This window comes from Bradyrhizobium sp., assembly GCF_019244115.1.
Taxonomy (GTDB): domain Bacteria; phylum Pseudomonadota; class Alphaproteobacteria; order Rhizobiales; family Xanthobacteraceae; genus Bradyrhizobium.
The window spans coordinates 1-6,364 of the sequence record NZ_JAFATE010000904.1; the positions used below are offsets into that span (position 1 = coordinate 1).

Annotated in this window: 5 protein-coding genes; all 5 read right to left on the reverse strand. The window is 62.5% G+C overall.

Annotation, left to right across the window (positions count from 1 at the left end):
- Positions 1 to 490 (reverse strand): Crp/Fnr family transcriptional regulator (locus tag JOZ76_RS37555; RefSeq protein ID WP_441300167.1); only part of this gene is annotated, 490 nt, incomplete at its 3' end.
- 504 nt (positions 491 to 994) lie between these two features.
- Positions 995 to 1,387 carry a hypothetical protein gene (locus JOZ76_RS37560; protein WP_291706415.1) on the reverse strand — a complete coding sequence of 131 codons (393 nt, stop codon included), beginning with the start codon at positions 1,385 to 1,387 and terminating at the stop codon, positions 995 to 997.
- A 62-nt stretch (positions 1,388 to 1,449) separates the two neighbouring features.
- Positions 1,450 to 4,554 (reverse strand): ATP-binding protein, encoded by a 3,105-nt coding sequence (locus JOZ76_RS37565; protein WP_291706416.1) that lies wholly within the window; start codon positions 4,552 to 4,554, stop codon positions 1,450 to 1,452.
- Positions 4,555 to 4,923: 369 nt separating this feature from the next.
- Positions 4,924 to 5,799 (reverse strand): Bug family tripartite tricarboxylate transporter substrate binding protein, encoded by an 876-nt coding sequence (locus tag JOZ76_RS37570; RefSeq protein ID WP_291706417.1) that lies wholly within the window; start codon positions 5,797 to 5,799, stop codon positions 4,924 to 4,926.
- 270 nt (positions 5,800 to 6,069) lie between these two features.
- The coding region (locus JOZ76_RS37575; RefSeq protein WP_291706418.1) for a hypothetical protein at positions 6,070 to 6,364 on the reverse strand (295 nt) is incomplete at its 5' end.

The following is a 6,364-nucleotide window of genomic DNA, read 5'->3' on the forward strand; positions in this document are numbered from 1 at the left end:
TGATCGCGATGGTCCGGCTGGTGGGATCCAGCTTGCGGCGCTCGGTCAGGCCGAGCAGCGCGCTCGCGAGCCGGCCGGGCAGATCCTGCAGAATCACCTGCTCGACCTGGTCGCTGGTCCAGCGCACCCGCGCGCATAGCAGTTCGATGAATTTCATCGCCAGCGCCGGCTGGCTGCGCACGAATGGAAGAAATTCGCGGCGATCGATGACGAAGATCTCGCAATTGGTATTGGCTGTGCCGTCGGTGGTTCGCGCCTTGCCGTCGAGGACCGCGACCTCGCCGAAAACCTCGCCCGGCCCGATCAGGTTCAGGATCGCATTCCGACCGTCGGGCGACGAGACGCTGATCTTCACCGTACCGCTGATTACGGCATACAGACTGCTGCCGGGATCGCCCTTGGAAAAGATCACGGCCCCGCGCTTCAGCGAGTTGAGCTTGGCATAGCGACAGAGTTGATCCATCGCATCGGGCGCGAGATCGCTGAACATCGGATGCTTTCGCAGAACCGATAATTTGCTCGCGTATGAGCGCGTCTCGGCTGTCTTCTCTTCAGGCACGCCGGCATCCACTCATGAAGGAACTGGCCTGGCTCCTTCCGTAGTCAAGGCCGGCTGGTTTTTCAACGGGAAACCGCGCTGTCCTGCCGCTTCGGAGGCTGGAAAATGAAGACGGCATCAACGCGGCCGGGACGAACGAAGCGGAAAAACCACTCGATCGAGCCGCTATGGAGCCATTCAAGTCGGGGCACCTGCCGCTGCACGAACCAGCCGCCTGTAGGGGCGACCCTCGTGGTCGCCCCTCTGGATCTTGAACTGGGCGACCATGAGGGTCGCCCCTACGACCCCAGCAGCATCGCCGCCACCCCTGAACAGGCCCACCGGAAGCGGGGCTTGAACCTGCCCCCCGCGCACAGAGGCGAAAACAATTGAGCCAGCAACGGCTGGAGGCCTTTGGCTCTTCCGCATTGGCGGCACGATCAGACGAAGCTGAAGCTACTTCTTCAGCGATGTATTGGGGCAGAGCATGTGAAGGCCAATATGGACTTGGCCGTTATGTGCGAATGTCTTGACGTGCAGATCGTGCGTATGGTCGACGTTCTCGCCAACCTTGAGCACCATCGGCAGCGGCTGCGCGGACCTCAGGTTGGAGCCGATCACTTCGGTCAGGTGCTTGCGGACGTGTTCGGAGATTTCGCCCGAATTCTTGTCCCAATGCGGGTAATCCTCCGGCTTCGGCACCATCTGTTTCATCATCTGACCAAAGGAATAGGGCCCGTGTTTCTGCTCCATTTCCTTGAATTTCTTGGCCGTCTCCGCAATGTTCTTGTGGCTGAAATGCTCGTTCACGGTCTGCTCAAATTTGCCGCCATAGACTAAACCACCCATTTTCTTTCCTTTCTTTCCTCCATCAAATCTCGCCGAAACCTGCTAATCCGCAGCCAATATCGCTAGTTCGACAATTTCGCCAATTCCAGCCTAGCACGTTCAAGTTGCGTGGTCATTTTCGATTTTGCAAACAGCTCGATCGCCTGGTTGAGTTCGTCCTGCGCTTCGGAGGTTCGGCCGCTGACCGCTAGCAGGCGAGCCAAAGCGCCTTTTGCGATGCCCGAGAGCGGACGCATCCCGATCTGGGCGGCCGTGCCGGCAGCCCGCTCCAGCTGGGCAATCGCCCGATCGGCCGAGGTGTCATCCTGTGCAAGGATCATCGCTTCGGCGAGCAGCGCCTGCAATTCGATCGACTGATAGCCCTTCTGCTTCGCCCCAGCCTGGCAGCCGCGCGCAATCTCGATGCCACGGACGGGGTCCCCCAGCTGCGCATAGGTCGAGGCCAGATAGACCGACGCGAGAACCACGACGGTCTGGTTTCCGACCGACTGAGCCTCCTGCTTCGCTTCAAGCAGAATCCTCTCCGCCCGCGTGGCGCGACCGCTTTGCACATAGATGCTGCCGAGCATGCAAAGGACGAGCGGCAGGAACAGCCGTACTTCATTTTCACGCGCCAGGCGGGCGACGTCCGCGAGAAGTTCTTCCGCCTTGTCGAGATCGCTTCGCTCACGATAGACCATCCCTCGGGCGTAGCCCGCCGCAACAAGATCGTAGGGACGGTTGCTCTGATTGGCAAAATCCCTCGCGCGCTGTGCGTTTCTGACCGCCTCGTCATGCTCCCCGGTATACGCTGCGAGGACGGCCTTCATCATGTGACACAGAACCAGAAGGCTTGATGCGGTCGTACCCGGAGGAACATCTTGTGGGTTCTCCGAGAACCGCGTGATCGCCTGCGTCAACAACGGGTCGGCTTCAGCGTATTTGCCCGCAATGAAATAGGCTTGCCCAAGTCCATATTCGGCGAGGCCGAGCCACGTCCGGTTGTTCAAACGATCGGCCAATGCGACCGCTTCTTCACTCGCGGTTATCGCTTCATAGGGTGTCCCGTAAAAATTCAGTGCCGCAGCCCTGATAGTGATCGACGCAAGCCTGCGGCCCTCGTCGCCAATCTTCTCGGCGCGCGCTTCACCATCACGACCGATGGCGAACCACTGCTCGATATGTCCGAGGGACGCATAGGCGAGCCGTGACTCGGCGCGGAGATCGATCGCCCGCTGCTCGCGCGCGACCGAGTGCGGGAGCCTGTCGACGCCGTCCATCGCGATCTGGAAATATTCGGTGGCGTCGCGAAAGGCCGAGCGGGCAAAGGCCTTCCGTGCCGCCATTCCACCATAGCGGTCGACTTTCGCCCAATCCTGCGCCTTGACCGCATGATGGCAAAGCGCCTCCGCGACCTCCTCTGCCCTTCCCGCGGAGTTTCTCTCGAGAGCGGCCAGGATGCGCCGGTGCAGATCCTCGCGTTGCGGGCGCAGGATCGAATCGTAGGCCACCTCGCGCACGAGATCATGCGAGAATTCATATTCGACCGACGCCAGCCAGCGCGACTCGACGAGAAAGTCCAGGATTTCCAGCGACCACAAATGGCTCTGCAGTTGCGGTGCGGGCATTCCGGTCACCGCTGCCAGGAGTTGCGGCGAGACGCGGGGGCCGACCACTGCCGCGAGTTGCAGCAGCGATTTGTCGTCGCGCGACAGGCGGTCGATGCGCGAGGCGATGACGCCCTGTACGGTCGGCGGAATCCCCAGGGCTTCCCAGGTCGACTTGGCGTCGATCTGACGACCGCCCTGCTTGAGCACCCCGCGATCGAGGAGCTGACGGGCGACCTCTTCGATGAACAGCGGCACCTGTCCGGTATGCTGCAGCACATGGGTCTTGATCTCGTCCAGGTGGTCTCCCACACCGATCAGAGCATCCAGCAGCTCCTTTCCGGCGGATTTTTCGAGCGACCGCAGCCAGATCTTGCGCACATCCAGCTTTTTGAGCCATTCCGGGGCGTTCTCAGTTCGCCAGGTCAGCAGGACGAGCAGTGCATGATCGGCGATGAGCGACAGAATGGCCTCGATCGCCGTTTCACTCTGGCCATCGATCCAATGCAGGTCCTCGAGCAGCAGCAAGGTTGGCTGCGTGGAGATTGCCTTGCCGATCCGGTCGCGGACGGCTTCGTTGATGGCTCGCCGGCGCAGCAGGGGTTCGGCCTCGTTCCATCTGGCATCGTCGGGCGGCTGATCCAGCAGCGTCCGCAGCGCGGCAGGCCAGAGATCGATGTGTCCCGGGGCCTCGGCCGCGCCGGGTTGCCCGGCCAGTTCGTCGAAGCCGACAATCTGCAATGCGCTCTGCAACAGTTTCTTCAGCAGCGAATAGGGAGCAGCCTGATCGAGCGGGCTGCCCTCCGCTTCCAGAACCTGCCAGTTCTTCTGCCGCAGGGTTGCTTCGAACTCGTGAACGATACGGGACTTTCCGATGCCGGCGGTCCCGACCAGAGCGAGAATCTTGCCTGACTGCCCGACCTCCAGCGCGGCTTTTTCCAGCAGAGCCGTCTCCTCCGCGCGCCCGACGAACGAGGAGAGACCCGTGGTCGAGCGCGCCCGCCAACGGGTCAGCCCGCTGAGCTCGACGAATTCGTAGCACGGGACCGGTGCCGAGAAGCCGTCCAGGCGCTTGGGCGGCAGGGGCCGGAAGTTGACGAGCCCGGCGCACAGGCTCTGGCAGGATTCGGAGACAATGATCTGTCCGGCCTGCGCAGCTCCCTCGAGCCGCTTGACCAGATGGACGGCCGGCCCACCAGCCTCGTAGATCGAGGAGAGATCGGCCTCGATCATGTGGGCCACGACATAGCCGGAGTGAACGCCGACCCGCACATGGAGACCGGGATCATTCAATTGTCCGATGCGGCGAACGAGTTCGGCGGCCGCCTGGCAGGCCATCACGGCATGATTGTCGTCGGCGTGAGGAGCGCCGAACAGCGCGATCAAACCGTCTCCGCCCTCCTTGCTGACGATGCCGCGGTTGCGCCGCACCGCACCGCGCATGGCATTCAGCGCGGGCTCCAGGCGCGAAATGGCGGCTTCAGGGTCGAGCTCCGAGATCAGATCGGTCGAGCGTTGCAGGTCGACGCAGAGGACCGTCAGATATTTTCGTTCGCCCGCGATCCGGATGCGCGCGTCCATGGGCACAACCTTTGACGGCTGATCGGGAACCGCGGCCCCGCAAGACGAACAGAACAGATCACCAGCCCTCAGGGGTGAAAAACAGACCTGGCAAGACACGCTCAGCTTTCTCCGAATCCTCTCAGCTTAAATATCATGTCGGAACAAGCACTTGGAGAGTGACTTTGCATGGCCCGCGCACGGTCGCCAGGACAATCTCGAGGGGGAGTCAATGGTCGTACACAACCAACTCCACAGGCCGAAGATAGGGGCTGGGCGCCCCTGGGGAACAATTTCGATGGTTGGCATTAGCAGCCTTCCGACGCGGCAATGTGACCAGGACCCAGACTAAAGGACCTTGTGCAGCTTGTCCTGGACTGCACCGTCGGATCACTCCCGGGGAATTCCTATCTCCTTGATCACCCGTGCATATTTTTCAAGCTGCGCACGCGTCATGGCGCCGAGCTCCGCGGCCGAGTCGCCGCGGATGGTGAAACCCAGATCTTCCAGCTTGCGGCGCACATCCGCATCCCCCAAGGCCTTGAGGACTTCGGCATCGAGCCGGGCGATGATGTCCTTGGGCGTCCTCGCGGGCGCCATGATCGCAAACCAGGAGTTGAACACGAACCCGGGCAAGCCGGATTCCGAAATTGTCGGCACGCCCGGAAACTGCGGCAGCCGTTTCGGCGTGGCCACCCCGATCAGTCGAAGCCGACCGCCACGAACCATTGCGGCCACCGTTCCCAGCCCCTGGAAGCCGACCGGAATCTGACCTCCGGCGATGTCGGCCGCCGCCTGGGTCGCTCCTTTGTACGGCACGTGGGTCAGCGAAATGCCGGCGCCTGCTGAAAACATCGCCATGGCAAGATGCTGCGGACTGCCCGGGCCGCCTGAACTGTAGTCGATCCTGCCGGGCGCGGTCTTGGCGGCGGCTATCAGATCGGCGGCGCTCTGGTAGCTGGTCTGGTTGCCGGCAACCAGCCCCCACTCGACGGTGGCAACCAGCGAGACCGGCTCGAAATCCCTGAGGATGTCCCACCGCACGTTTGATTGCAGGTTGGGAACCATGGTCATGATGCTGTCGTTGAAGCCGCCGATCGTGTAGCCATCCGGCTGGGCGCGCGCGACCTGCTCGGCCCCGATCAGACCGGAGGCGCCCGGCTGGTTCAGGATCACGATCTGCTGGCCCATGTTGTCGGCCATCTTCTGGGTCACGATGCGGGCCGCGACATCGACCGCGCTCGCCGCCGCCAATGGCACGATCATCTTGATAGGGCGGCTCGGATAGGGCGACGTTTGCGCGAAGCCAAGGCCCGTCCACGCCAGCAACGCCGACGCAGAAACAAGCAAGCGCCAATGCTGCATGCGCGAACCCCCTCCCGATCAGATCGGTCGCGTGATCCGGCAACCCGGTCGCGATTCTGATCGCAGATTGCGCTGACGTGTCGGGATTGGCAATCCGGGGGGAGGGATGCATGCCAGCCAGAGCCAGGGCGGTCGAATGCACCGCCGCAGCAAGTTCAACCGGTCACGATCTCAGAAGCTACGGCGCCGGAGCTGCGACGCCGATGTGTCGCGCGTCTCCGCGCGGCCGCGCTGCGAAGCTCCGGTCTGGGAATCGGCCCAGGCCAGCACGCCGGCAAAGCCCACAAAAACCGCGACTACCGCTATGCTCATGATCAACGCGTCGAACGGCATCGCAACTTCTCCCTGTGTCGTTTGGAAGGTTTGTCGCGCATGTGCGCGAGCTGCGGTTTGATCGGGATCAAGATGGGCGGCGATTTTGCTGGTCCGACTGGCCCCTCTGCTACGCGGCGGCAAGCGCCTCGGC

What these genes read in the sequence shown, in the direction of transcription:
- JOZ76_RS37560 (WP_291706415.1), bottom strand. Translation starts at nt 1,387, where the DNA reads ATGGGTGGTTTAGTCTATGGCGGCAAATTTGAGCAGACCGTGAACGAG.
- JOZ76_RS37565 (WP_291706416.1), bottom strand. Translation starts at nt 4,554, where the DNA reads ATGGACGCGCGCATCCGGATCGCGGGCGAACGAAAATATCTGACGGTC.
- JOZ76_RS37570 (WP_291706417.1), bottom strand. Translation starts at nt 5,799, where the DNA reads ATGATCGTGCCATTGGCGGCGGCGAGCGCGGTCGATGTCGCGGCCCGC.